Annotated in this window: 21 protein-coding genes and 1 pseudogene; 10 read left to right on the plus strand and 12 right to left on the minus strand. The window is 71.6% G+C overall.

All coding sequences use genetic code 11. The annotated features are described in order from the left end of the window. Positions 1–34 precede the first annotated feature (34 nt). Together ACFXJ8_RS30435 and ACFXJ8_RS30440 are read right to left on the minus strand one after the other, a co-directional pair. On the minus strand, positions 35–1,654 hold the full coding sequence (locus ACFXJ8_RS30435) for a glycosyltransferase (RefSeq protein WP_379647409.1): 1,620 nt from the start codon (positions 1,652–1,654) through the stop codon (positions 35–37). Next, positions 1,651–2,769, minus strand: a complete 1,119-nt coding sequence (locus ACFXJ8_RS30440; protein WP_379647410.1) for a glycosyltransferase family 2 protein — start codon at positions 2,767–2,769, stop codon at positions 1,651–1,653. Before ACFXJ8_RS30440 ends, ACFXJ8_RS30435 begins: the two co-directional genes overlap by 4 nt. Before the next feature lie 261 nt (positions 2,770–3,030). Between ACFXJ8_RS30440 and ACFXJ8_RS30445 the strand changes: the two genes are divergently transcribed. From ACFXJ8_RS30445 to ACFXJ8_RS30460, 4 genes are read left to right on the plus strand one after another with little or no spacing between them, the layout of a single operon-like run. Then, positions 3,031–3,417, plus strand: coding sequence for a hypothetical protein (locus ACFXJ8_RS30445; RefSeq protein WP_379647411.1), 387 nt, complete (start codon positions 3,031–3,033; stop codon positions 3,415–3,417). Further along, the gene (locus tag ACFXJ8_RS30450) at positions 3,414–4,883 is read left to right on the plus strand and encodes a glycosyltransferase (protein ID WP_379647412.1); all 1,470 of its coding nucleotides are present in this window, start codon (positions 3,414–3,416) and stop codon (positions 4,881–4,883) included. The genes ACFXJ8_RS30445 and ACFXJ8_RS30450 overlap by 4 nt, the downstream gene beginning before the upstream one ends. Beyond that, positions 4,880–6,739, plus strand: a complete 1,860-nt coding sequence (locus ACFXJ8_RS30455; RefSeq protein WP_379647413.1) for a glycosyltransferase — start codon at positions 4,880–4,882, stop codon at positions 6,737–6,739. The genes ACFXJ8_RS30450 and ACFXJ8_RS30455 overlap by 4 nt, the downstream gene beginning before the upstream one ends. After that, complete coding sequence (locus ACFXJ8_RS30460; RefSeq protein WP_379647414.1) at positions 6,736–8,361, plus strand: glycosyltransferase; 1,626 nt, start codon at positions 6,736–6,738, stop codon at positions 8,359–8,361. Before ACFXJ8_RS30455 ends, ACFXJ8_RS30460 begins: the two co-directional genes overlap by 4 nt. A gap of 114 nt (positions 8,362–8,475) precedes the next feature. On the opposite strand, the gene ACFXJ8_RS30465 is transcribed toward ACFXJ8_RS30460, so the two are convergent. The 5 genes from ACFXJ8_RS30465 to ACFXJ8_RS30485 all read right to left on the minus strand — a co-directional run bounded on the left by ACFXJ8_RS30465 (position 8,476) and on the right by ACFXJ8_RS30485 (position 13,327). Beyond that, positions 8,476–9,000: a DUF6609 family protein gene (locus ACFXJ8_RS30465; protein WP_379647415.1), complete on the minus strand. Its 525-nt coding sequence runs from the start codon at positions 8,998–9,000 to the stop codon at positions 8,476–8,478. A 6-nt stretch (positions 9,001–9,006) separates the two neighbouring features. Then, positions 9,007–9,975, minus strand: coding sequence for a hypothetical protein (locus ACFXJ8_RS30470; protein WP_379647416.1), 969 nt, complete (start codon positions 9,973–9,975; stop codon positions 9,007–9,009). 285 nt (positions 9,976–10,260) lie between these two features. Then, positions 10,261–10,854 (minus strand): TetR/AcrR family transcriptional regulator, encoded by a 594-nt coding sequence (locus ACFXJ8_RS30475; protein WP_379647417.1) that lies wholly within the window; start codon positions 10,852–10,854, stop codon positions 10,261–10,263. A gap of 525 nt (positions 10,855–11,379) precedes the next feature. Continuing rightward, a complete protein-coding gene (locus ACFXJ8_RS30480; RefSeq protein WP_379647418.1) occupies positions 11,380–11,781 on the minus strand; it encodes a DUF6463 family protein in 402 nt (133 codons plus the stop codon). 91 nt (positions 11,782–11,872) lie between these two features. After that, complete coding sequence (locus ACFXJ8_RS30485; RefSeq protein WP_379647419.1) at positions 11,873–13,327, minus strand: alpha/beta fold hydrolase; 1,455 nt, start codon at positions 13,325–13,327, stop codon at positions 11,873–11,875. A 142-nt stretch (positions 13,328–13,469) separates the two neighbouring features. Here ACFXJ8_RS30485 and ACFXJ8_RS30490 point away from each other — a divergent pair, with 142 nt between their 5' ends. The 5 genes from ACFXJ8_RS30490 (at position 13,470) to ACFXJ8_RS30510 (ending at position 17,472) form a co-directional block, all read left to right on the plus strand. Next, positions 13,470–14,717, plus strand: coding sequence for a sensor histidine kinase (locus tag ACFXJ8_RS30490; protein WP_379647420.1), 1,248 nt, complete (start codon positions 13,470–13,472; stop codon positions 14,715–14,717). A gap of 11 nt (positions 14,718–14,728) precedes the next feature. After that, positions 14,729–15,373, plus strand: a complete 645-nt coding sequence (locus ACFXJ8_RS30495; protein WP_379647421.1) for a response regulator — start codon at positions 14,729–14,731, stop codon at positions 15,371–15,373. A gap of 211 nt (positions 15,374–15,584) precedes the next feature. Further along, positions 15,585–15,782, plus strand: a complete 198-nt coding sequence (locus tag ACFXJ8_RS30500; protein ID WP_379647422.1) for a hypothetical protein — start codon at positions 15,585–15,587, stop codon at positions 15,780–15,782. 15 nt (positions 15,783–15,797) lie between these two features. Continuing rightward, positions 15,798–16,157, plus strand: a complete 360-nt coding sequence (locus ACFXJ8_RS30505) for a VOC family protein (protein WP_379647423.1) — start codon at positions 15,798–15,800, stop codon at positions 16,155–16,157. An 838-nt stretch (positions 16,158–16,995) separates the two neighbouring features. Further along, positions 16,996–17,472 (plus strand): hypothetical protein, encoded by a 477-nt coding sequence (locus ACFXJ8_RS30510; RefSeq protein WP_379647424.1) that lies wholly within the window; start codon positions 16,996–16,998, stop codon positions 17,470–17,472. Positions 17,473–17,750: 278 nt separating this feature from the next. Here ACFXJ8_RS30510 and ACFXJ8_RS30515 read toward each other — a convergent pair whose 3' ends face one another. The 4 genes from ACFXJ8_RS30515 to ACFXJ8_RS30530 form a co-directional block, all read right to left on the minus strand. After that, a complete protein-coding gene (locus tag ACFXJ8_RS30515; RefSeq protein WP_379647425.1) occupies positions 17,751–19,034 on the minus strand; it encodes a homoserine dehydrogenase in 1,284 nt (427 codons plus the stop codon). Continuing rightward, positions 19,031–20,413, minus strand: coding sequence for a diaminopimelate decarboxylase (lysA, locus tag ACFXJ8_RS30520; RefSeq protein ID WP_379647426.1), 1,383 nt, complete (start codon positions 20,411–20,413; stop codon positions 19,031–19,033). Before lysA ends, ACFXJ8_RS30515 begins: the two co-directional genes overlap by 4 nt. Before the next feature lie 127 nt (positions 20,414–20,540). Next, positions 20,541–21,164 carry an anticodon-binding protein gene (locus ACFXJ8_RS30525; protein WP_379647427.1) on the minus strand — a complete coding sequence of 208 codons (624 nt, stop codon included), beginning with the start codon at positions 21,162–21,164 and terminating at the stop codon, positions 20,541–20,543. An 8-nt stretch (positions 21,165–21,172) separates the two neighbouring features. After that, entirely contained in the window at positions 21,173–23,020 is a 1,848-nt protein-coding gene (locus ACFXJ8_RS30530) for a hypothetical protein (protein ID WP_379647428.1), read from the minus strand. A gap of 70 nt (positions 23,021–23,090) precedes the next feature. Between ACFXJ8_RS30530 and ACFXJ8_RS30535 the strand changes: the two genes are divergently transcribed. After that, entirely contained in the window at positions 23,091–24,734 is a 1,644-nt protein-coding gene (locus tag ACFXJ8_RS30535; protein WP_379647429.1) for an asparagine synthetase B family protein, read from the plus strand. Between the two features lie 82 nt (positions 24,735–24,816). Here the strand turns inward: ACFXJ8_RS30535 and ACFXJ8_RS30540 are convergent. Then, positions 24,817–25,090 (minus strand): annotated as a pseudogene (locus tag ACFXJ8_RS30540) (hypothetical protein); the annotation flags it as partial.

Genomic DNA, 25,090 nt, shown 5'->3' on the forward strand with positions numbered 1-25,090 from the left:
GAGGTCCGGAGACCAGGGTCCGTGGGGAGGCCGGTCAGTCCTTCTTGCGGAGCGCGCGCCGGAGCGAGGCGGTGAGGGCGGCCCGCAGGCCCTGCTGGACGCGTCCCGCCTTGGCCAGCTCGCGCCGCAGCGACCCGACCTCGCGCCGCAGCTCCACCGCGCTCCTCCGCCACTTGCCCGACTCCTCCCGCCACCGCTCCACCTGTCCGCGCAGGCGCTCCACGTCGGCGTGCAGCCTCTCGACCTCCGCCTGCGCGTCCAGCCTGGCCCGGTGGACACTGCCCCGGCCGGGGATGTCGCGGGTCTTCCTGGTGAACCCGCAGGTCTCCCCCTCCACCCAGCGGACCCCGAACACCGAGTCGACCACGTCGTCGAGGTCCTCCCCCGGCTGCGCCACGATCGCGGCCCTGGCGAAGGCGGCGGTACGTTCCAGCCTGGCGGTGACGACGCCCTCGGCCGTCTCCGACAGCAGCACGTCGACCAGCCCCTGCCCCTCGTCGGCCGCCACGCCGAGCAGGCGCGCGAGGGTGTCGGCGCCCGGCGCCCACCCCGCGGGCACCCTCAGCACGTACGGCACGGCGGGCTCGACCGCGTCGTCGACGGCCAGCCGTACCCTGCCCTCGTGGGCGTAGTGCCCCTGGACCAGGACGAGGTCGAGGTTGGGGTCCTTGAGCGGCGCCCGCCTGTCGCGGGTGAGCGTGTCCCACGGCCCGACGATCGCCACCCGCACGTCGGGGACGGTGCCCGCCAGCAGCGCGTCGACGGTCGCGCGCACGTCCTCGTATCGGGCGCCCGCGGCCTCGACGACGGCCTCGACGAAGGGCACCTTCCACTGGCGTCCCGGATGCGAGCGCAGCCACCGGTAGGAGGGGACGCGGTCGGCGACGGTGGCGTGGCTGACCCTGTCGATCGGCGCCTTGTCGCGCATCCGCATCGTGGGCCCGAGGTGGTAGGCGCGGGCCAGCGGCTCCGGCACGAAGACGGCGCCCGCCTGGGCCAGCCGGTAGCCCATCTCGGTGTCCTGGCCGAGGACGAGCTCCTCGTCCATGGGGCCGGCGGCGGCGATCAGGCGGGCGTTGACGGAGGTGGCGCCGCCGACGTGCAGGCTGAAGGGGCGGGTGGGGTTGGCGGTGAGCCCGTCGGTCCGCGCGACCAGGTCGACGATCCACTGGTGGGGCTCGGCGGGCTCGAAGCTCCGCTCCAGATCGTCGGGCAGCCGGGCGGGCACCGGCGCGGAGGTGAAGCGGATGTAGCCGGTGACCACCAGGTACGGCGCGGCGTGATGCCAGCGCATGTGGGCTTCGAGCGCGCGCGGTGTGAGCACCACGTCGGAGTCGAGCCAGTGGACGACCTCGCCCGAGGCCACGGCGAGGCCCGCGTTGCGCGCGCTGGCCCGCCCGGGCTGCTCGCAGCCGACGAGCTTGACCCAAGGGGGGACGGTCAACGGGGGTTCGCTGCCGTTGTCGACGACCACGACCTCGGTCAAGTGGCGGGGGTAGCTCTGCCTGCCGAGCCCCTCGATGACCAGGTCGAGCTTGTCCTGCCCGCCGTACGCGGGAATGATCACACTCACGGTCATGCCGGGGGTCCATGCGCCGAGCGCGGGCACGTCGAGCGTGCGGTAGTCGTTGCCCCGCACCCGGGGAGTGATCATGTGGATTCCATGAGCAGGCTGGGCCGGAAGCCGCGCCACTGGTTGTGGGCGACCTTGAGGAAGTGCGACAGCGGCAGCTGCCAGGTGTGGCCCTCGCTGAGCGAGCGGCGCAGTACGTAGCCGAGGCCGTGGGTGCGGTAGATGCGGGCGCCGTCGGCGTGGCGCGCCTTGAGCAGGGCGGCGTCGACGCCGCGGGTCAGCGGCTCGAAGCCGGGGAAGCCGTCCCTGTCGAGCAGGATCGTGCCGCCCGCCACGAAGTCGCTCCACGTCTCGCTGCGGTAAGAGGTCCGACGAATCGTCGTCCGGAGTGGTTCGAGGTAGAAGAACTCGGCCGCGGTCCCGACGATGTCGGCGCCGGAGGCGCGCTTGGCGAGCAGGAGGTCGGCCAGGTGGTCGGGGCCGTACCAGTCGTCGTCGTCCCACTTGGCGAGGTAGTCGCCAGAGGCGTGGGAGGCGGCCCTGTTCAGCAGCGCGCCGAACGGCACGTCGGCCCCTGCCGACACCACGCGGATCGGCACCGCGCACGCCTCGACGGCGCGGCGGGCCAGCGGATGGTCCTCGATGCCGTGGAGGCCGAGCAGCACCTCCACCTGGACGTGGCGCTGCCGCGCGATCTGGTCGAGGGCCGAGCCGAGCAGGTGCGGCCGCATGCTCGACATCACGACGCTGACCGTGGGCGTCAGCGACGGCCTGGGCGCGAGCCTGCGCAGCCGTACGCTGTGCTCCTCGCGGCGCAGGTCGGCGACGCACCGGGGGCCGAGCTCCCGTGGTACGGCCGGCCACGCCCGGTCGGCCAGGAGGCGGCCCAGGTCAGCGGGCACCCATGGGGGCACGTCAGCGGCGGGTTCGGCCGTCAGCGGCACGCCCGCGCAGGCCAGGGCGAGCAGCCCGTCGACGGCGGCCCGCCGCCCGGCCTCCCCGAACTCCTCGGCCTCCTTCGCCGACGGCCACTCCACCGACAGGCCCGCCCATGTCCTGAGCGCGTCGGGTTCGGGCAGCGGCGCCCCCTCGACGGTCCATCGCGCGCCCTCCCACCGCAGCGGGGCGATCCCCTCGGTGGGGGTGCGCAGGAAGCCGATCGCCCCTCGCGTGTCCACGGAGGGGGTGGCGGTCATGGGGGGCTCCTCCTGCCTTGGTCGTCGAGCGGCGCCCACTTTACGCCGAGCTGACAACCAGGATGGAGGAGCCATGCCCAATGAGCACGTGGAGCTGGGGATTCCCAGCGTTCCTGCAGAAACTTGTGGCACGGTAGTGGCTGGCCTTGACTATGGTGTAAAAGTCCGGACTTGCCCTGCATGGCCATCTCGAACATGGAAAGGTATGCGCGGATGCTTTCGCCCCGTCGACTGGCCGCGACCGCAATCCTCGGAGCTCTGGTGCTTGTCGCGCTGGCGATGCTGGCGTACGCGGGCGTCCTGTCCTTCGCCGCCGCCCTCGCCGCGGCCGCCTTCCTCCTCGCGCTGGCCGCCCTGGCCTTCCTCGTGCTGACCGTCCGCCGCCTGGACGGCAAGGCGCACCGCATCGACCTGCGCGTGAAGAAGATCGAGACGGGCCTCGCGCAGACCGCCACCGGGCTGAAGCGGATCGAGGTCCGCATCGACACACTCGCGGCCGCCGTCGAGGAGTCGGCGAGCAGGCGCGGGCAGGATCTCAGCGCGATCCTCGCCTCCCTCGGCGAGGACAGAGTCAACGCGATGACCCACGCCGAGGAGGTGGCCGAGCTCCGGGCAGAGCTTCGCGAGCTGCGCGGGGAGCGCGTGTGAGGGTCCGCCACAACGACTACGGCTCGCTCGACCCCCCGCCGATCGGAGCATGGACGCCCGAGCTGCCGGTCACGGTGGTGATCCCCGCCTACAACTGCCAGGACGAGCTCGACAGCACGCTGGCCACGCTGGCCACCCAGACCTATCCCGCGCACCTGCTCGACGTGATCGTCGTCGACGACGGCAGCAGCCCGCCGCTGCGGGCGCGGGGCCCGCGGGTCAAGGTCGTCAGGGTCGAGGAGGGCTGGGGGCGCGGCAACGCGCGCAACACCGGCGCCCTCGCCGCGACGGGCCAGGTCATCCACTGGCTCGACGCCGACATGTTCCTCGCGCCCGACCACATCGAGGCGCACATGCGCTGGCACCACCTCATCGACCACGCGGTGGTGATCGGCGACATCGTGTTCGGCGACGACTTCGACAGCGGGACGGCTCAGCCGTACACGGCCAAGATGCTGGCGGAGACCCGCAGGCTCAAGGACGCGGGCCGCACCGCCTATCTGCTGCACACCGGGGCGACGACCTCGGTCTCCGCGCGCCTGCTCGCCGACGCGGGCGGCGTGAACCCGAGCCTCAACATGGCCGAGGACACCGAGCTCGGCTACCGGCTCGCGCAGGCCGGCGCGGTCTTCATCCCCGACGGCCAGGCGCGCAGCCTCCACGTCGGCGAGTCGACGGTCATGCGCAGGCAGCAGGAGGTGCACCGGCACAACTGGTCCTACCTGGGCGACCACATCCCCGACCTGCGCTGGCTGAGGACCCATCCGCGCAGGCAGTGGCTGGTGCCGTACGTCCGGGTCGTGGTGGAGGCGGGCGGCTACGAGCAGACCCGCGCCACCGTCGACTCCGCGCTGGCGGGCTCGGTGCCCGACGTGGCGGTGACGCTGGTGGGCCCGTGGTCGCTGCTGACCGGCGAACGACGCTCGAACCTCGATGACCCGCACCTCGACCTGCGGCTGCTGCACAACCTGTACGCGCACGAGCCGCGCGTCGCCTTCGCGAGCAGCGCGCCAGAGGGCGTGGCGCCGACGCCGTACCTGGTGCGCGTGCCGCGCGGGTGGGTGCTCGGCGCCGACAGCCTGGCCAGGCTCGTCGCCCACGATGAGGGGCTGGTCAGCGTCGCGCTGACCGAGCAGGCCGACGGCGTGGTCAGCGCGCGCGTGGAGCGCACCGCCGCCTTCGCCAGGGCGCGCAGGGTCGGCGGCGAGCTCGACGCGCTGGTGGACGAGATGTTCGGGTCCCTGTGGGTGAGCGGGTCCGAGTACGGCATGACCACCGCCGAGGAGGCCGAGCCCCTCGCGGGCGACCCCGCCAAGTGGCGCGCCCTGGCCACCAGGCGCCAGGAGGAGATCAAGGCGCTGAAGGCCCAGGTGGCCGCGCTCGAACAGCGCCTCGCCGCCCCCGTCACCGATCCGCCCGAGCCGCGCAGGAGTGGCCTGGCGACGTTCCTGAGGCGCGTCATATGATCGCCGACCTGGTATCGCAGGCGCTGGCCCGCGCCGGCGACGTGCGCGTCTTCTACGCCGGTCTCGACGTCGACCTGGAGGGCACCGACCTCGACCACGAGCTGGTCGAGCCGCCCCCGGCCACCGAGCGGGCCGACGAGGTGCTGGTGCTCGCGGGCACGCCCGCCGACCTGCGCAGGATCGCCACCCTGCACAAACTGCTGCCCGAGGCCGAGCGGGTGACCGTCGTGGTCGCCGACACGCCCGCCGCGCACCCCGCGCCCGTGCCCACGCCGACCCCTGCCCACCGCTGGAGGTCGCTGGCCGAGCTGCGCGTCCACCAGCCGAAGGACCGGATGTGGGTGGTCGACGCGCGCTTTTCCGCCCCCACCCCCGCTGGCCGTACGGTCACCGCCACCGCCCGCGCCTTCGCCGGACACCGGCTCGACGTGATCGCCGCGCCCGCCGCCGCCATCGCGGGCGTCGGCTCCGCGGACTGGCGTCCTGGCGACCCCAACGCCACCCCCGCCGAGCTGACGGGTCCGGTGCCCGAGCGCGTCGGCGCGCCCGGCGGCGACATCTTCCTGCGCACGGTCGAGGACGAGATGGAGTGGAGCGAGGAGGAGCCGCCGGTGGACCGGCCGACGGCCGAGGCCACGAGCTGGGAGCGGATCGGCCGCCCCGGCGGCACGAGCCTCGCCTCCGTCGCCGCCGAGCCGTCGATGATCCCGCCGGTCGACGAGCGCCTGGTGAACCCGATGGGCTTCGTCACCACGCCGTCGCGGGCCATGGCCATGCTCGTGGAGTCCGGCGGCCGGTGGTCGGTCGTGCTCGACGGCAGGCCCGTGGTGACGTTCGCCGCGTCGGGCGGCGTGACCGACGCGGACGTGGCCAGACTGCGGCAGATCCGCGGCGTGACGATCGACTGGCGCCAGGCGCACAGCGGCCCGCTGTCGGCCGTGCGGGTGCTGGCCGGTCTGGCCGCGGCCGGGGTGCCGCTCGTCGCCGACGAGGTGCCGCGCTGGGCGGGCGCGCTCGGCGAACCGCTCGCCTCGCTCGTCACCACGCCCGTCGACCTGGCCGACGACCTGCGGCGCGAGGAGCACAGCATCAGGCTGCGCCGCCAGGCGCTGCGCACGCACGGCGTGGCCGCGCGCTGGGAGCAGCTCGGCGCGCCCGCCCCCGCTCCCCCGCTGACCTCGGTGCTGCTGGCCACGCGCAGGCCCGCCATGGTCGGCTTCGCGCTGGAGCAGGCGGCCAGGCAGCGCGACGCGCAGCTCGAGGTGATCCTCGCGCTGCACGGGTTCTCCGCCGCCCATCCCGACGTCGTCGACGCCGTGAAGCGCTTCGACCGGCCGATCACCGTCTTCGAGACGGAGTCGGTGTTCGGCGAGGTGCTCAACGACGCGGCGGCCCGCGCCTCCGGGTCTTTCCTGCTCAAGATGGACGACGACGACTGGTACGGGCCCGACTTCCTGTCCGACCTGCTGCTCGCGCACTCCTACTCCGGCGCCCAGGTCGTCGGCACCGTGCCCGAGTTCGTCTACCTGTCCTCGATCGACGTGACCGTGCACCGCAACCAGATCACCGAGCAGATCACCAGCTTCGTGGCCGGCGGCACGATCCTGGTCGAGCGGTCGGCCTTCCAGGCGGTCGGCGGGTTCCGGCCGCTGCGCCGTTCGGTCGACACCCAGTTCCAGGAGGCGCTGCAGGCCGCGGGCGGGCAGATCTACCGCACCCACGGCCTCGGCTACGTCCTGCGCAGAGGCCCCGCAGCCAACCACACGTGGCAGGAGCCGATCGGCACGTTCCTGCGGCGCAACCGGCGGCAGTGGCGCGGCTTCAGGCCGAGCGCGCTGATGGAGCTGGCGCCGTGAGGATCCGCCGGAACGACTTCGGGGTGCTCACCCCGCCCGAGCTCGGCACGTGGGAGCCGACGATGACGGTGACCGTGGTGATCCCCGCGCACGACTGCCAGGAGACGCTCGACCTCACGCTGGCCGCGCTGTCGGCCCAGACCTACCCGTCCCACCTGCTCGACGTCATCGTGGTCGACGACGGCAGCGATCCGCCGATCGAGGCCGCCGGTGAGATCGTGCGCGTGCGGGAAAGCTGGGGCAGGGCCGCCGCGGTCCAGGCGGGTCTGGAGGCGGCCACCGGCGAGGTCGTGCTGGTGCTCGACGCCGACATGGTGCCGCACCCCGAGCACGTCGAGGCGCACCTGCGCTGGCACCACCTGGCCCCCTACCTGGTGGTCCTCGGCTGGATCGACTTCACCCAGCCGCCGTCGCCGCCCACTCCCGCCGAGGTGGCCGCGGGCGTCAGGGACCTGTTCCCGATGTCCTCCCACCGCCATGACTGGGCCGAGGAGATCATCGGCGAGCACGACGGGCTCAGGTCGGCGCCCAGTTCGCTGGTGTCGCGGGTGCACGTGGGCGCGACCGCGTCGTACCCCGCGTGGCTGCTGCGCGCGTGCGGCGGCATGGACGCCTCGCTCAAGCTGGCCGAGGACACCGAGCTCGGTTACCGGCTGACGCAGGCGGGCGCGGTGTTCGTGCCCGACCCCGAGGCGCGGGCCTGGCATCTCGGGCTGCCGACGGCCATGCGCTCGGTCGCGGAGCTGAAGCGCTACAACGACCCGTTCGTCGCCGACCGCGTGCCGTACCGGCGGTACCTGCGGGCCGACCAGGGGCGGCAGTGGCTGGTGCCGTACGTGGACGCGGTGGTGGAGGCGGGCTCCTACGAGGACGTCCGCGCGAGCGTCGACGGGCTGCTGGCCGGTTCGCTGCCCGATGTCAGGGTCACGATCACCGGCCCGTGGGAGTGGCTGACCGACTCGCGCCGCTCCCCGCTGGCCGACCCGCTGCTCGACCTGCGGCTGCTGCACGCGCAGTTCACCCACGATCCTCGGGTACGGCTGGCGGACCCACCGCCCGGCGTGGCCCCGTTCCGGCTGATATGCCCTCCCGGCTGGATGCCCGGCCACGACAGCGTGGAGCGGCTCGTCGAACGTCTGGAGGAGACCGACGGCGGCGTCCTGTGCGTGGCACTGGCCGAGACGCCCGACGGGGTGGTGACGGCACGGCTGGAGCGGACCGCGGCGCTGTCCCGCGCGGCACTGGTCATCCGCCCCGGCGAGGTGCTCGACGACGTGCTGGACGAGGTGTTCGGCGTGGAGTGGGTGGACGGCGCCGACTTCGGCTTCACCCGCAGGCCGCGCCTGTACCCGCCGCGCAGGCGGCCCGTGCCCGAGCACGAACGGCTCGCCCGGCAGCGGGAGCAGGAGCTGTCCAGGTTGCGCGAACGGGCGGCCGCGCTGCGCGCGGAGGTGACCCAGTTGCGCAGGGAGGCCGCCAAGGGACGCAGGGACACCGCCCGGTGGAAGGAGAAGGCCGAGCAGTGGCGCCGGGAGGCGGTCAGGCTCGCCCGCGAGCGGAACCACACCGTGCTGACCAGGGCGGTTCGCCGGGTACGGAGCCTGACATTCCCGGACCGCTGACCAGCTTCCGGACCACTGACCAGTTCCAGGGCCCCTGACCGGCTTCCGGACCACTGATCGGTTTCCGGATCGCTGATCGGCTTCCGGAGCGCTGATCGGTTTCCGGGCCGCTGATCAGGTGAAGGTCAGCGCCGGGTAGGCGAACAGCATCACCGCGCCGAAGCCGATCTTCAGCAGCGCGTCCACGACGCCGAACACCTGCATCGGCACGCCGCGCGCCACCCGCAGCCCGACAAAGGCATTGATCGTCGTTGCTACGCCCAGCAGGACGATCAGCGGCCCATGAGCCAGCCCCATCGGCAGGAAGTGCAGCCCCACCACGACGAAGATGGCCAGGATGAGCGTGCGCTCGTCCGCGTCCTTGTAGCGCGAGACCACCAGGTAGATCAGCCCCATCTCCAGGACGATCGCGCCGACAAGGCCCGCGATGTGGACGAAGGAGGGGCTGCCCAGCGACGGCAGCAGCGCGCTCAGCCCGCTCGCGGTCAGCCCCGTGGCGAACCCGCCGATCATGAAGGGCAGCCAGTTCTTCCTGAAGATCCAGCTCAGCAGGAAGCCGAGCCCGAGGAAGAGGAGGAACAGCCCGCCGCCCCTGATCAGGGGATAAGGGTGCTCAACGAGGGCGAGGGGGACGGACATGAAACCTCATTCAGCGCGTCTGCGCAGGTAGTAAGCGTAGGTGGCGGCGGCGAGGGCGAGCCCCCACGGCAGCCACGACAGGCCCGGCCCGAACGAGCCCCAGTCATCGGCGGTCAGGACGATGTCTCCCTTGGCCCACCACAGGAAGAGCCGCGAGCCCGACTGGATCAGCATGGTCGCCGCACACAGCCCCGGCACCACCGCGAGCCAGATCGGCACCCGCCTGCCGCGAAGGAGGGGAATCCATCGGGGAAAGACCTCACCCCAGCGCTGGACCAGTCCGAGCGTGAGGATCGCGCCCACGACGCACAGACCGCCGAGCACCGCCTCGACGACCCAGCCACCCGACGCGTTCCCCCCTGAGATCGTCTCGGGCTGGACCCCGAGCGGGATGCCCACCGCCCACGACAGGCGCGAGATCCCGTACGGCAGCGCCAACAGGGCCGCCGCATAGGTTACTGGCGTTCCCCATCGGACGGGCTCCCGCGTGCCGCCGCCCTGGTAGCGCCATGCCGCCGCCGCCCAGAGCGCCCCACCCCCGATGCAGAACAGCATGAACAGTAGCGGACCATCCCAAAACCCGGTATATCCCATGAACAAATAGCCGAAGTTCTGGATCACTCGGACATCCGGCACCGCGACCACCAGACCGACGCTCATCGCCCACGCCAAGACGAGCGGCAGCCTGGCCCCCGCGGATCGCACCATCACCAGCGCCGCCGCCGCACCCAGCAACCCCAGCGCCGCGATGGCCAGGCCCGTCGAACCGGGCTCCGCCGCCGCGAACAGCGACCCCACCTGCGCCGCCCTCGGGTCGCCCGCGCCGAACGGGAAGCCCCCGCCGCCCGCCGCCCAGTAACCGCCCGCCGCCCCGAACGCCAACGACCACACACCCGCCGCCGTCGCCGCCCACGACGACCGGCCCCGCGCCACGACGGTCACGCTTCTGCTCTCTGCCATCCTGCTCTCTGCCATGACCACCACTCTTCGCCGTACGGGCCCAGCGCACCTCCCCAGCACGGGGGAGGCAACTCCCCTCAGGAAGGGATCTCACGGGTGAGCACGGCGGCCGGCCGGGCGGCTCGGGAGCGAACTCGCAGGTAAACCGGTGGCTCAGGGAGGGGTCCTGCGGGTGAGCGCCGCGATCAGCCGGGCGACTCAGGAAGACAGCTCGCGAACGAACGCCACAGCCAACCGGGCGACTCAAGAAGACAGCCCGCGGGTGAACGCCGCAACCAGCCCCGCGGCTCAGGAAGACAGCTACCGGGTGAACGCGGCAGCCAGCCGGGCGGCCAGCTCAGCGGCGAAGGCGCCCCTGTCCTGGCGGCCCATCATGAACAGCCAGGCGAACACCGGCCCAACCAGCATGGCGTGGACCACGTCCAGGTCGGGAGCCTCGCCCAGTTCCCCTCTCCGGACCGCGCGGTCCAGGACCTCCTTGACGCAGTCGCGCTGCCGTTCCACGAACGTCTGGCGGAACCTGGCCGTCAGGCCGGCGTCCGCGGTGACGTCGGCCAGCAGACCGGGAACGGTGACCAGGGCAACAGGATTGCCCAACGTGGCGAGGATGTCGTCGATCAGCGCGGCCAGGTCGGCGGAGAAAGAGCCGGCGTCGGCGGGCGTCTCCAGAGTCATGGAGTGAACGGTGGCGGCGAACACCATCTCCTGTTTGGTGGCGTAGCGACGGTAGATGGCGGCCTTGCCGACCCCGGCCCGCGCGGCGACGGCGTCCACGGTGAGCCGGACGTAGCCGGTCTCGGCGAGCACCTGCCTGGTCGCGGCCAGGATGGACGCGTCAACCCTGCTGTCCCGCGGCCGCCCCGTCCGCGCCCCCTCCCCACCTTGCCGCTCCACCCGCGCTCCCTCCCGCCAACTTGTACGGCATGCCGCCACAAGACTCCCACCCGCGCCCCTGCGCCTGAGCCCCCTCAGCGGTGAACCCGCCCGACCGACCTCGCCGCCTCGTCGATCACCACCCGCCCAACCGACCCGGCCGCCTCGCCGGTCACCGCCGCCTGACCGGCCCACCTCCTGGCCGGTAGCCGCGCCCGACCCGGCCCCCACCTCCCCACCGATCGCCACCCGCCCAACCGGCCCATCTCCCCACCGGTCGCCACGCGCCCGACGGACCCCGCCTCCTCGCGGGTCACCGCCCTGCCGTACCCCAGGCCACGCCTTCTCGCCACCGGTCACGCTCGCTCTGCCGTACCCCAGGCCACGCCTTCTCGCCACCGGTCACGCTCGCTCTGCCGTACCCCAGGCCACGCCTTCTCGCCACCGGTCACGCTCGCCCTGCCATACCCCTTGTCGCCGGATCGCCGACCGCGCGGGTGCCGGTGATGTCCTGGCGGGAACGCCGGAGACGGGCAGGTCCTGGGTTCAGGCGGGTCTCCTAGCGGCGAGCAGGAGAACGACGGCCGGCGCCCAGATCAGGAGGAACGGCGACGGCTCGAAGGCGAGCGCCCCGACCGTGCCCCACCCGCCGAGCAACCATGCCACGAACGCGGGAGGAACGACGTTCCTCTTGCCGAGCCACGAGATCAGGAGCCCGAGCGTGAGCAGCGGCAGACCGAAGGACCCGACCGTCAACCAGAAGGCCCCGGCGGCGGGCGAAAGGGCGCTCAGGCCGTTGGCTGGGAACCACAGACCTCCGGAGACCCAGCCGGAGACGTACGACAGGCTGAAGACGGCGCAGATGACCAAGTGGAGTGCACCGAGGAAGGCGGTGATCCGGCCGGCGAGGACGACCTTGCGGCTTTGGGAGGTGACAGCGATGTCCATGAACGCCCCTTACGGAACCAAATGTTTCGGAACTTTCAGTTCCGTATGCTGTCACGGCGTGTAGCCGGGGTGATTGCCGGGGTGCCCGAACTCACTCCTCAGGCAGGCAGACAGTCCCGCCGGGCGGCAGCGTCAGATCCGTGAGATAGCGGGTGGCATGACCGATCGCACAGCGATTGCCCGACAGGTACAGGACATGGCCGAGCCCCCCGTAGCGGATCGTGGCCGAGCCGGGAACACGCCGCACCAGGCTCTCGGTCCATGCGTAGTCGACCCAGGTGCCCGCTCCCAGCAGCGGCGGCAGCTCTTCGGTCGGCAGCGGACGCGGTGGATTGGCCACCGGCAGCGGCCATCCGGAACAGCCCACCGAGTCGAACGCCGCGCCGCCGAAGTTCGGGGAGACCGCACGCGCCTGGCGGCGGAACCTCTCGTACTGCGCATAACCGGTGTAGCCTCTGCCGTCCCCGCAGCTCATCCCGAGGACGAGCGGCATCGCCCAGACACGCGCGTTGCCCAGGGCGACCTCGGCGAAGCCGGAACCGTCGCCGTGCCGTGCCCTGTCCACCGCCTCGGCGAAGGCCTGCCATCGAGCGTTCCCCGGCCCCGGGTCGGGCATAAAGCCGAACCAGCGAATCTGCGAGCCGGTCAGCCGCGCCTTGCCGAACTCCGCGGAAGAGACCGGGATCGGCGTCCGGTCCGCTCGCGCGATGAGCCTGCGCCAGACCTTCCCCGCGTCCTCGCCGTGCAGCGCGCAGGACTCCGTCGCCGCGCACCAGGTGCTGAATCGGGAGAACATCCGCTCCATGCCGCGCATGGCCACCAGATGCTGGCTCTCCCACCCGGCGGGCTGATTGATCACCCCGTCGAGATACATGGCACGGACGCGCTGCGGGAACAGCCGCAGGTACGCCGCGGCGGGCACGCCCCCGTAGGAGTTGGCCATGAAGCTCAGCCGTCGCTCCCCCAACGCGGCACGGATCGCCTCCATGTCATGGGCCACCGCGAGCGAGTCCAGCCTGCCGTACAGACCACTGCGGTCCTCGGTGTGGCAGGTCCTCATGGCCTTGGCGAACGCGGCGGCCTGAGCCTCGTACTCGGCGCGGTCGCGCGGCTCCACCAGGAAGGGGACCGCGAGTCGCGCGCAGGTCGGGGGCAGCTTGGCCATCAGGTCCGTGTTTCGGGGGTTGTAGGCGACGAGGTCGAAGCGCCGGCGCAGGCCCGTCAGGTCGCCCGCCGCGTGTCTCAGATCATCGATCCCCTTGGCACCCGGCCCACCCGGAACGTGCAGCACGCTGCCGATCCGGTGGGCCCGAGCCGTGGCCGGCAGCCGCGCGAGATCCAGAGTGATCTTCCTGCCACCGGGGTCCGCCCAGTCCAGCGGCACCTTGATGGCGGCGCACTGCATCCCCGCCTTGGCCTCCTCGCCCGCGCACGCCTTCCATTCGATCCGGGAGGCGTCTCCACTCGCGGCGGCCGCCGGTGGGAGCAGCCCGACCATCCCCGCCGCCGCCAGCCCGACGGCCAGCGATCCTCTCCTGCCCCGCATAGGTGCTCCCTCCGTGTCGACGGTGCTTGATCGCACCCTCCACGTTCGTGGAGTCGCGGCAGCGGGACCATGGGAAGAGCCTCCAGGAATTTTCGGGATGTCCCCGTCGAAAAGCGGGCCGGATGTCGGCCAGGCTGGAGGCGTGGGAACGCACTTACGCCGGCTGCTGACCGCTCCGCTGCGCAGGACGGCCTGGCGCGAGCTCGGATACGCCCTGGTGTCGCTGCCGATGGCCGCCGTCGGCCTGGTCCACCTGCTCGTCATGCTGCTGACCGCCGCCGCCTCGGCCACGTTCGTCGGAGTGCCGATGCTCGCGGCGGGCGTGGTCGGGGCACGGGGCCTTGGCGCCGTCGACCGGGGTCTGGCCCGCCTGCTGCTGGACCTCGACGTGCCCGCGCCGCCGCGGTTACGGCCCAGGCCAGGCCTGATCGGCTGGCTCGGATCGGCGCTCGGCGACACCGTCGGATGGCGCACCGCCGGCTACCTGGTGGCCAAGCCGCCCGCCGCGCTTGTCGCCTTCGCAACCGCGACAGGGGTGTGGGGTACCGGCCTGCTCCTGCTCAGCTGCCCGCTCTGGTGGCAGGACCGCCCTGTGCCGTACCTGACCGTCGGCACCTGGCCGCACGCCCTGCTGGCCGGCGTGGCGGGGACGGTCGTCCTGCTCCTGGCGCCCTGGGCGGTCCGCGTCGCGCTGATCCCCCATCGGCTGCTCGTGCGAGCGCTGCTCGGGCCGAGCCGAGCCGCCGCCAGGATCCGCGAACTGGAGCTGACCAGGGCGCGAGCCGTGGACGACTCCGCCGCCACCCTGCGCCGCATCGAACGCGACCTGCACGACGGAACGCAGGCGCACCTGGTGGCCCTGGCCATGAACCTCAGCATGCTGAAGGAGGAACTCGCCGAAGCGGGCCAGGACGAACGTCTCGACAGCACCCGCACCCTGGTCGACCAGGCGCACCGCAACGCCAAGGACGCCCTCACCGAACTGCGCGACCTCGTCCGCGGCATCCACCCGGCCGTTCTCGACCAGGGCCTGGAGGTCGCCCTCGCCACGCTCACCGCGGGCAGCGCCCTTCCGGTGGAGCTCCGGGTCGATCTCGTCCGGCGGCCGTCCGCCGCGATGGAGACCATCGTCTACTTCTGTACGGCGGAGCTGCTCGCCAACGCCGCCCGGCACAGCGGTGCCCGCCACGCCGTGGTCGAGCTCCAAGCGAGCAACGTGCGACTACGGCTGCGCGTCCGCGACAACGGCGCCGGCGGAGCGGCACCCGGCCTCGGGACAGGGCTGAACGGCCTGCGCGACCGCGTGCGGGTCGTGGACGGGACCTTGGAGATCAGCAGCCCGCCCGGAGGACCTACGGTTGTCACCGTCGAACTGCCGCTGCACACCTGACCAGGAGCCGCATGCGCATCGTGATCGCCGAAGACGCCGCCGTCATCAGGGACGGGCTCTCGCTGCTGCTGACCACGCGGGGACATCAGGTGGCCGCCGCCGTGGGAGACGCCACGGCGCTGTCCGGCGCCGTGGCGGAGCACCGGCCCGACGTGGCCATCGTCGACATCCGCATGCCGCCCACTCACACCGACGAGGGTCTGCGCGCCGCGATCCAGCTCAGGCGAGACCACCCGGAGCTGGGCGTGCTGGTCTTCTCCCAGCACATCGAGACCCGCTACGCCGCCCAGTTGCTGGCAGAGGGCTCGCACGGGGTGGGCTACCTGCTGAAGGACCGGGTCGGCGAGGTGGGCGACTTCCTCGACGCGCTCACCAGGATCGCGGCCGGAGAGACCGTGCTCGACCCGGAGGTCGTCACCCAGATCATGGGGGCGAGCAGACGCACCGAGGCACTGCACACGCTCACCGACCGCGAACGAGTCGTGCTGGCCATGATGGCGGAAGGCCGCTCCAACGCCGCGATCGCCGCCGGCCTGTTCCTCTCGTACGGGTCGGTGGAGAAGCACGTCACGCAGATCTTCGCCAAGCTCGGCCTGGCTTCTTCACCGAGCGACCATCGCCGGGTCCTGGCCGTTCTGCGCTATTTGGAGTCGTGACGCCGGGTTTCCGTTGGTCCCTCATCTGACGACTCGCTCTGCTGGAGCGCCTCTTCCAGCAGGTCCCTTTCGATCCGACGCTCAACGGCATTCACATAGGCGGAGAATCGACGTGTTTCTCCGCTATCACCACAAGACGGCGAGCACGACAAGGGGATCTCCTTCACCGGGGGACCGAGAGCACGACGTACGTCTCGGCAAGGGGACATCCGTGCACGACCACACCACCAGCGACCTGGGCGTCCATGCCTGTGTCACCGACGGCATGACCATGGGTCGTTGGCGCTTTACAAGCATCGCCCATCGAGAACCTCTTCGCCCGGCGAATCAGATCAACGACCGCCATTTCGTCGCGCTCGCCCGACAACTCAAGGAGAATTGCGCCGATATATGTGGTCTCGATCGCTGACGTGAGGAGAAGTGCGTGCTGCACCATGTCCAGCTGGCCTGCCCGCCCGGGAGCGAATCCGCCTCCAGAGACTTCTACGAGGGCGTGCTCGGGCTGACCGAGATCCCCAAGCCTCCGGTGCTCGCCGCGCGGGGCGGCTGCTGGTTCCGGGGCTTCGGCATCGAGTTGCACCTTGGCGTCGAAACGGACTTCCGTCCGGCGCGCAAGGCCCACCCTGGCCTGCTGGTCCAAGACCTCGACGCGTGGGCCAAGCGGCTTTCCGACGCGGGCCATCCGGTCACGTACGACGGCGACTTTCCGGGGATGCGCCGTTTCTACGGCGAGGACCCGCACGGCAACCGCCTGGAGTTCCTCGAGCCGCTCTCCGCACGCTGAGAACGGCGTGCCCGACCGCCGACCAGCGACCGATCGAAGAAGTCGGCCAAGGCGGGCCGCACCGCGCCGTGTCGAGGACGCCATCAAGGACGCCAAGAACCTCGGACTACCGACCGCCGATTCTCCGCCCGAGAAGGAGGGCGCGGCAGTGATCATCCCCACACCGCAGACCTGATCACGGCGTGGGGCAAGATCCGCGGCTTGGCCGCACCGCCCTGACCCTGATCCCGTCTGTCCCAGCAAGAGGAAAGGCCCCGCCCGCGGCCCGCCAGGGAAGATCAAGGGCCCGCCCGGGCAACCACCGGGCCATCGGCATGCCCGGACTCCGAAACCCCTCACCACATCAAGATCCACTCAGGCGGCGTACCCGCTCATGATCGTGAGAGATTCGGGCCGAGTTACGCGGGCCTGCTGTCCGGATATTCACCCACAGTGGCCGACGATTCTCCGAAGTCCGCCACCAGCCTCAGGTGACCGCCGAGCGCCTCCACGTATGCGGCGATCGAGTCGACCTGCATACGATCGAGCTCGCCATTCTCCATGCGTGAGACCCGGACCTGGCCGACGCCCATGGCGTCGGCGACAGCTGCTGACTCATTCCGCGCTCCTTGCGTATCTCGGCGAGGTGGTGTCCGAGCACGAAGGCGACCCGGGAGACCTGAGCGGCTTTCCTCCGCTCAGGCGCGTCGATGCCTGGGTCTGCGGCACGCCGAGTGGCGAGCGTGCTGTCCCAGCGATAATGGGTCGTCATTGAACCTCCTCGACGGGCGTGGTCAGGAATCACTCATAGCGTCTTCAGCAGCGACAGGCTCGTCGAATGGCCCGAAGGAGCCGCGTCATGACCGGCCGAAACGACACCGTGCGAGAGCCGACCGATGACGAACATCAGCGGTTCGTTCGCTACCTGCGGGAACTGGCGGTTGTCGGACAGGAGGACGAGGTTGGTCTGGTGCGCCGGGTCTTGCGCGATCCGGACGAGGTGATGGCGCAGTCAGCGGTGGGTTGTCATCTGGACCGGCGAGCGACGCAGTTGCTCACCGACGCCGGGTTCCCCGGTTGGGCCGATGCCATGGCCACCGTGGTCGGAGAGAAGGAGTTCCTCATTCGCCGCCTGCACGAGTGGATCCTCATGAGGTCGATCGCCATGGGCGGCCCATTGACAGCGGAGGAACTCGTTGCTGCCTCCGATTGGTTCCAGCGCACGGCTGCGCAGATGCTGACGTCACGGGCTGCGCTAGGCCTGCTCGCCAGCAAGGGGAGGACACGACGCGTTCGCGCTACCGCCAGCCTCCGGCTTGCTAAGCAACACCAGTAGGATCCACCGGTCTTGACGACTCCAGGACTGGCGAGGGTGGCCCCTTGACAGGGAGCAGTCCGGGAGCATCCCTCACCTGGTCGGCGAGAGGACGATCTACGGGGCCCAGGAGGCTACATTCGCCACCGCTCGCCTACCACCACGATGAACCAATCACGGAACCCGGCCAACGTGGTCGGGGTCCGGGGCTTGGCCCCGGCTGGGGGTCGTGGGGGGCTCGGCCCCCCGCTGGGAGGGGTCCGAGCCGTCAGGCGAGGTCGATGCCCTTGAGAGGGCTTTTAGTCGTCGCCCTCCACCCGCATCACGCTGGCGATCGCGCGGACGATGTCGAGCCTGCGCAGCCCCTCCATCGTCGCCGACAGCGCCGCGTCCGTCGCCCGGTGCGTGACGATGACCAGTTGCGCGTCGTCGCCGTGGCCCTCCTGCCGTACCGTCTGGATCGAGACGTCGTGCTCGGCGAACAGCTTGGCCACCTGGGCGAGGACGCCCGGCTTGTCGGCGACGTCCAGGGACACGTGGCAGCGGGTGACGGTCTCGCCCATCGGGTGGACGGCCAGCGAGGCGTAGATCGACTCGGACGGCCCGCGGGTGCCGGCGAGGCGGTTGCGGGCCACGGCGACCAGGTCGCCGAGCACGGCGGAGGCGGTCGGGGCGCCGCCCGCGCCCTTGCCGTAGAACATGAGCTGCCCGGCCGACTCGGCCTCGACGAAGACCGCGTTGTAGGCCTCGCGGACTCCGGCAAGCGGGTGCGTCCTGGGGATCATCGCGGGGTGGACGCGGACGCCGATGGAGCGGCCGTCGTCGGAGCGGGCGCAGATGGCCAGCAGTTTGATGACGTAGCCCATGGCCTTGGCGCTGGCCACGTCGGTCGCGGTGATCTCGGTGATGCCTTCGCGGTGGACGTCGGCGGCGGTGACGCGGCTGTGGAAGGCGAGGCCGGCGAGGATGGCGGCCTTGGCGGCGGCGTCGAAGCCCTCGACGTCGGCGGTGGGGTCGGCCTCGGCGTACCCGAGGGCCTGGGCTTCTTCCAGCGCGTCGGTGAAGGACGCGCCGGTGGAGTCCATCTTGTCGAGAATGTAGTTGGTGGTGCCGTTGACGATGCCGAGCACCCGTTTGACATGGTCGCCGGCCAGTGACTCGCGCAGCGGGCGCAGCAGCGGGATGGCGCCGGCGACGCTGGCCTCGTAGTAGAGGTCGCCGCCGCCCGCGTGGATGGTGGCGCCGTCTTCGGCGAGCAGGGCCTTGTTGGCGGTGACGACCGACTTGCCGCTGGCCATGGCGGCCAGGATGAGCGAGCGGGCGGGCTCGATGCCGCCGATCACCTCGATGACGATGTCGACGTCGTCGCGGGTGACCAGACCTTCGGCGTCGGTGGTCAGCAGGGCGGGGTCGATGGCGAAGTCGCGTTTGCGGCCGAGCCTCCTGACCGCGACGCCCGCCAGTTCGAGCGGGGCGCCGATGCGGGCGGCCAGGTCGGTGGCCTGCTCGTTCATGAGCTTGATGACCTGGGAACCGACGACGCCGCACCCCAGGAGCGCGACTTTCAGCGGTTTGCCACTCATAGCTGTCCCCTCAACAGGTCATCCTCGGTCTCGCCGCGCACGATGACGCGTGCCTTGCCGGCCGAGACGGCCACGACGGCGGGCCTGGGCAGATAGTTGTAGTTGCTGGCCAGCGACCTGCAGTAGGCGCCGGTCGCGGCGACGGCGATCAGGTCGCCGGGCGCGAGGTCGGCGGGCAGGTAGTGGTCGCGGACCACGATGTCGCCGCTCTCGCAGTGCTTGCCGACCACGCGCGACAGCATGGGGGCGGCGTCGGAGGCGCGCGAGGCGAGGACGGTGGTGTATTCGGCGCCGTAGAGGGCGGTGCGCGCGTTGTCGCTCATGCCGCCGTCGACGCTGACGTAGGTGCGCAGGCCCTCGACGTCCTTGACGGTGCCGACCTCGTAGAGGGTGATGCCGCCGGGACCGACGATGGCCCGGCCCGGCTCGACGGTCAGGCGGGGCACCGGCAGGCCCGAGCTCGTGCAGACCTTCTCGACGATCTCGCGAAGCGAGTCGGCGATCACCTTGATGTCGGGCGCCTCGTCGTCGTCGACGTAGGCGATGCCGTAGCCGCCGCCGAGGTCGAGTTCGGGCAGCACGACGCCGTGCTCGTCCTTGATCTGCACCAGCAGGGTGGCCAGGCGGGTGGCGGCCACCTCGAAGCCGGCGGTGTCGACGATCTGCGAGCCGATGTGGGAGTGGAGGCCGACGAGTTCGAGCTGCGGGAGGGCCAGGATCCGGCGTACGGCCTCGGCGGCGGCGCCCGTGTTGAGCGACAGGCCGAACTTCTGGTCGTCGTGCGCGGTGGCGATGAACTCGTGGGTGTGCGCCTCGACGCCGGTGGTCACGCGGACCATCACCTGCGGCCTGACGCCCATCTGCTCGGCGAGGTAGCCGAGGCGGGCGATCTCCTCGTAGGAGTCGACGACGATGTGGCCGACGCCCACCTCGAGCGCGCGTGACAGCTCGGCGGCCGACTTGTTGTTGCCGTGGAGCGTGATGCGCGAGGGCGGGAAGCCGACGCTGAGCGCGACCGCGAGCTCGCCGCCGCTGGCCACGTCGAGGCCGAGGTCCTCGTCCATGAGCCAGCGCACGACTTCCTTGCACAGGAACGCCTTGCCCGCGTAGTGCACGTCGGACCCGGCGAAGGCGGTGGCGTAGTCGCGCATGCGGGAGCGGACGTCGTCCTCGTCGATGACGTAGAGCGGCGTGCCGTACTCCTGGGCGAGGTCGCGGACGTCGACGCCGCCGACCGTGAGCGCGCCATCCGTTCGCGTCGACGTTCGCGGCCAGATCGCGGGGTTGATCCGGTTGAGGTCGGCGGGCGCCAGCGGCGGGCGCTCGTGGGGCAGCATCTCGGCGTGTCTGTCCCCGGCTGGATGGGCGAATCGACTCACCCGATCGAGGCTATCGGACTGGGTGCGGCCGATGGGACGCCTGCCCACGTATCGAGACGCGACGTGCCGACAAATCACCCCAACCCAAGGAAAATTTTGCCCTAAATCGCCTTATTGAGGGATATTTTCAGATTCGCTCCGGCCCCGGCAGCACCACCCGCACCGCCTCCGCCAGCCGTACACGTGCCGTGTGCACGGGCTCGGGCAGAAGATCCCCCAGGGGTACGGCGGGCGCGTGCTCGACGGCGTCGTGGTAGGCGAGGGCGAGCCTCGGCAGGTAGGTCCCCCACCCGGGGTCGCGGCTGGTCCGACGGCCGGGCAGTTCGGCCAGCAGCCTGAGCACGGCCCTGTCGTGCGGGCCGGTCAGCGTCTCGGGCCTGAAGGCGCCGGTCGGCACGCCGAGGTCAGCGGCCCACCTGATGACGGCCGCGGCCCTCGCGTGGCCGTATCTCACCACGAAGCCCGGGTTGTCCCAGGTGCGCGGCAGGTCCGGCCACGGGTCCTCGAACGGGACCGGCGTGAAGGGCTCCTCCAGCAGCTCGCCGGGAGTGTCGACGGTGATGTGGAGGAACCCCCTGCCGGTGACCGCCACCGCGCCGACGCCGTCCAGGGCGCGCACCCGCGCCGCCAGCTCCTCGGGCGGGATCCCGCGGCGCAGGGCGGCGGTGGACAGGTAGCCGGCCTCGCGCTCCCACGTCCCGTCGGGCGCGGGCGGCTCGCCGAGCACCTCCGCCAGCAGTCCGGGTCTCAAGGCGAGCGTCAGATGAGGGCGTGCGGTTCGGCCGAGCCGTACTCGACGAGGTGGGCGGCGCCCAGCAGCCACCGGTCCTCGTCGCGCACGCGCACGTAGCCGAACCGGTCAGCGGAGAACACCTTGATCCCGTCGGTACGGCACTGCCGCATCAGCACCTCGTCCCACCCCTCGGTGAGGTCCGCGAACCCGATCGCCCGCAAGGCGTTCCGCCTGGCCAGCAGCGTCGCCCCGTTGATCTCCGGCGTGTAGGTGTACTCCGCCTCCGGCTGCTTCAGCAGCGTCGCGTGCGCCCCGCGCAGGTGCGCGTAGTAGGACGCCTTGCCGACGATGTCGGCGGTGCTGAACAGGAAGGCGCGGCTGAGGTCGGCCAGGTAGTGCGAGCCGTACACGTCGCGCGGGTCCATGATCGCGACCAGGTCGGCCTCGCACAGGTCGAGCGCCCTGTTGAGCAGGGTGCCCGTGCTCGAGACCGGGTCGGGCTCCCTGAAGACGACCTCGCGCGGCGCGAGCACGTCGCGCGCCCGCTCCTCGGCACCCCGGGGCCCGAAGACGATCACCTGGGTGACGCCCGACTGCTTGGCCACCTGGGCCAGGCCGTGCTCAAGCAACGAGGGGTCGAGGACGGGAAGGATGACCGAGACGTTGAGCGTCGCCCTGGCGCTGGGCAGCCCGATGGCCTCCAGCAGGTCGTCGACGCGCTCGCTCATGGTGCCCATGGCGTAGGCCCTGCGCAGCGCGGCGTGCGCGCGCCGCGAGTCGCCCTCGGGGCCGATGGAGGTGCCGCATGCGGCCAGCTCGGCCAGCCGCCACTGCGGCGTGCCGGGCGGGCACTCGACGGCGATGGGCCAGCGGTAGGAGGTCAGCACGTCGGGATAGCCCAGGTGGGAGGGCAGCAGCTCGTCGAGCGTGAGCACCCGGCCGTAGCGCCCGCCCGACAGCGGCAGCGGGTTGTGCACGCGCGGCTGGACCGCGAACGGCAGGCGCGGCCAGCCCGCGGCCAGATCGGTCGTGAAGCGGTGGTCGAACAGCTCGGCGGAGGCCGCGTAGTCGGCGACGGTGCCCTGCGTGTGCCAGAAGACGGTGCGGATGCCGCGGGCGGCGCACCAGGCCAGCAGCTCGCGCAGCCCCTCGCCGGGTTCGCCGGTGATCTCTTCCGCCCATGGGCCCTGCGTGACCGACTCGACGACCAGCAGGTGCGGCACCTCGGCGGCCAGGACGCGGGCGAAGTCGCGGGGCGTGAACCCGGTCGTCTGCCGCCACTCGTAGCGCAGCAGCGCCTCGGCGTGCGGGTCGGCGATCACGGCCGCGGTCAGGTGCGGGCGGGTGTTGGGTCCCGTCGGGATCCGGTACGGCTTGAGCCGCACGGACTTGCCCTCGATCGTCCTGGTCGTGCTGGTGGCCTGGAACGCGGCTCCCGGACGCTCGTCCTTCTGCCCCGCGGGGATGGCGACGGCCTTGCGCTTGGGCGCCACGGGCCGCTTGACCGGCTTGGCCGCGCCCTTCAACCCCTTGGCCAGCCGGACCGGGTTGCTCTTGCCCGTCTTGATCGCGTCACCGATGCGGTTCCACCTGGCGACCTTGATGGACGACAGCTTCCACTGGGCGACCTCGGCCTGGTAGCGCTGCTCGGCCAGCTCCTTGCGCAGCTTCTCCGCCGCGGCGCGCTCGCTCTCCAGCTCGCCCTCGGCCTCGGCCAGGCGCTCGTTCATCGTCCTGAGCTCCTCGGTGGCCCGTTCGGCCTCCGCGAGCCTGGCCTGGGCGGCATCCAGCAGCCTGGCCAGCTCCGCCGCATGCTCCGCCTCGGCGATGGCGTCGCGCAGCGCGCGTCGCGTGCTCTCCAGCTCAGTAGTCACAGGCCCTCCGTCTCTCGGCCCGGCAAAGGATACTCTTTCGCTTGGAATCGGCGTTGAGGAGTGAGATCGCGTGCAGTGGCCGGCGTTCAATGTGAGGCCGTACGTGTGCGGCGCCCTCGGCCGGCTCGACACGGGCCTGCTCGACAAGCTGGCGGGGTCGGGGCCGAAGGTCCGTCCCGCGCTGCAGACGCCCGAGGCGGCGCTGTACAGCTCGCAGCCGCTGCCGCCCTACCACCGCACCGCGGAGACGTTCGCCTTCTCGTGGGGTGAGCGCAGGCCGGAGCGGGCCGCCGACTGGATCACGGTCGCCGAGACGTACGAGACGCCCGGGCTGATCAGCGACGGCGCGCGCACGGTGCTGCACGCGGGCGCGCTCGGCCTGGTCGACGTCTACTACGTGCGCGTGGGCGAGGCGGTCTACTTCTCCTCGCTGCTGAAGCCGCTGCTTGAGCTGGTGCCCGTCGACATCGACTGGGCGGCGTGGGCCTCGATCATCCAGGTGACGTTCCCGCTCGGTGACGCCACGCCGTACCAGGGGATCAGGCGGCTGCCCGGCTCCAGCGCGCTGGTCCACGCCCACGGGCGGCTGTCGACCGAGCGGCGGCTGCCGCGCTGGCTGCGGCAGGAGCCCTACGAGGCCTGGCGCGGCGCGGAAGAGCTGCTGGAGGTCCTGCACGGCGTCTACGACGACTACGAGGGGCGGCCGCTGCTGGTGCCCGTCAGCGGCGGCTACGACTCGCGGCTGCTGTGCTCGGTCGCGGTGGCGCGCGGCGCGGATGTGGAGTCGTGGACGACCAGCCCCGACGACGGCACCGACACCGACATCGCCTTCGCCCGCGCGATCACCCGCGAGCTGGGGGTACGGCACCGCGTCATCACCCAGGACGCCACGGCCTACCCGGGCGACGCGCTCGAGGTGGCGCGGCGGCTGGAGTTCATGACCCCGCACCACGCCTGGTACGCGCCCTTCGCCAAGGAGGTCCACGGGGCGGGCCGCGTGCTGGTCGACGGTCTGGCCGGTGGCCCGCTGCTGAAGAACTTCATGGTCAGCGGTGCGGCGCTGGAGGCCAGGACGCAGGCCGAGCGCTCGGCGGCCGTCCTCGGCTCGCTGTCGCTCGGCGCGCCGTCGGCGCCGTTCCTGTCGGAGGCGGCCGAGGGGTGGATCGGCGACGTGGTGCGCGAGCAGTTCGACGCCTCCACCTCCATGCTCCACGGGCACCGGGCCGAGCTGCCGCTGTCGGTGCTGCACACCCGCACCGTGCGCGGCATCGCCCGCTCGGCGGTCAACCTGGTCGGGCCCGAGGCGTCGTTCGCCGCGCCGTTCATCCATCCCGCCTTCTTCGACGCGGCGCTGTCGGTCGGCGTGGCGCGCAAGGACAAGGGCCGCTTCTACCGGGAGCTGCTGCACGCGGCCAACCCCAGGGTGGCGGCGCTGCCGTCGACGAACGTGGTCAAGCAGCCGCTCCAGCGGGTGCCGCTGCGCTCGACCGCCGCTCCCGCCCGCGACTACTCCCACCGGATGCTGGCGAAGGTGGCGGAGAAGGTGCCGGGTCTGCTGTCGGAGGGGCTGCACGAGGTGATCGCCTCGGGGCCCGACGCGCTGACCCGGTTCAGCGGGTGGAACGACCGGTTCTGGGTGCGCGGCCTGGTGCTGTTCGGCGCCTGGCTGACCGACTACGAGAGCGACCTCGCCGAGCTGTCGCCGCCCTTCTGACCCGAAAATAACGATCATGTGGGCAGGCGGCAGCGAACCCCGGCGCGCAGGCATCGGGCAGGGCCAGTGAGAGCCGTATGAGTCAGGCAGCCTGGGGGGCGGGGTCGTGGACCACGACCTTCCCGTCTCGGATTTCGATCTTTTGGCCGGTGATGGCTTCCAGATGTCGGGCGAGGTTGCGGGCCTTGCGGTCTTTGTTGATTCGGGAGTCGTAGAAGTCGGGACCGAGATCGATGAAGTGCTCGGCGGGGTCAGCCAGCAGGTGCCAGATCACTGTCAGGACCGAGTTACCGCCGGCGACGATCGCTTTCTGTTTGCCGATCCGGCGGGCACGTTTCCGATACTGGGCGCCCAGG

Source organism: Nonomuraea sp. NPDC059194 (assembly GCF_042754765.1).
Taxonomy (GTDB): Bacteria; Actinomycetota; Actinomycetes; order Streptosporangiales; family Streptosporangiaceae; genus Nonomuraea.